General features: G+C 37.2%; 1 protein-coding gene. It reads left to right on the top strand.

Features of this window, described 5'->3' with window-relative positions; translation table 11 throughout:
• The first annotated feature begins 99 nt into the window (after nucleotides 1–99).
• Nucleotides 100–303 (top strand): DUF1657 domain-containing protein, encoded by a 204-nt coding sequence (locus KH400_RS22535; RefSeq protein ID WP_217228442.1) that lies wholly within the window; start codon nucleotides 100–102, stop codon nucleotides 301–303.
• Nucleotides 304–363: the final 60 nt, after the last annotated feature.

Here is a 363-nt window from a genome sequence, read left to right as displayed (position 1 = left end):
AATACAAACAATAACATTTTAAAGTTGACAAAAATTGTATCTCATAGATACAAGCATTTTACTTAATCTAACAATACAACATTAGAGGAGGACGTCACCGTGACTGTCGCAGCAAAATTTAAACAAACAATAGCAGGATTAAAAAGTGCACAAGCAAGCTTAGAAACATTCGCTCTTGATACAGAAAATGAACAAGCAAAACAACTATTTCAACAAGCCGCCCAGCAAACCCAACAGGTTGTTGATGGACTAGAACCAAGGTTGCAGCAAATTGAACAAGAAGAACCACAATACAAACAGTAACGGAAAAACAGGTATCCCAAAAGGTCAATAACACACCCTTTGGGGATACCCCCTTACTAC

The organism is Desertibacillus haloalkaliphilus (genome assembly GCF_019039105.1).
GTDB lineage: Bacteria > Bacillota > Bacilli > Bacillales > KJ1-10-99 > Desertibacillus > Desertibacillus haloalkaliphilus.
The sequence above is the reverse complement of the archived record's forward strand: the minus strand, read 5'-3'. Positions and strand labels throughout refer to the sequence as shown.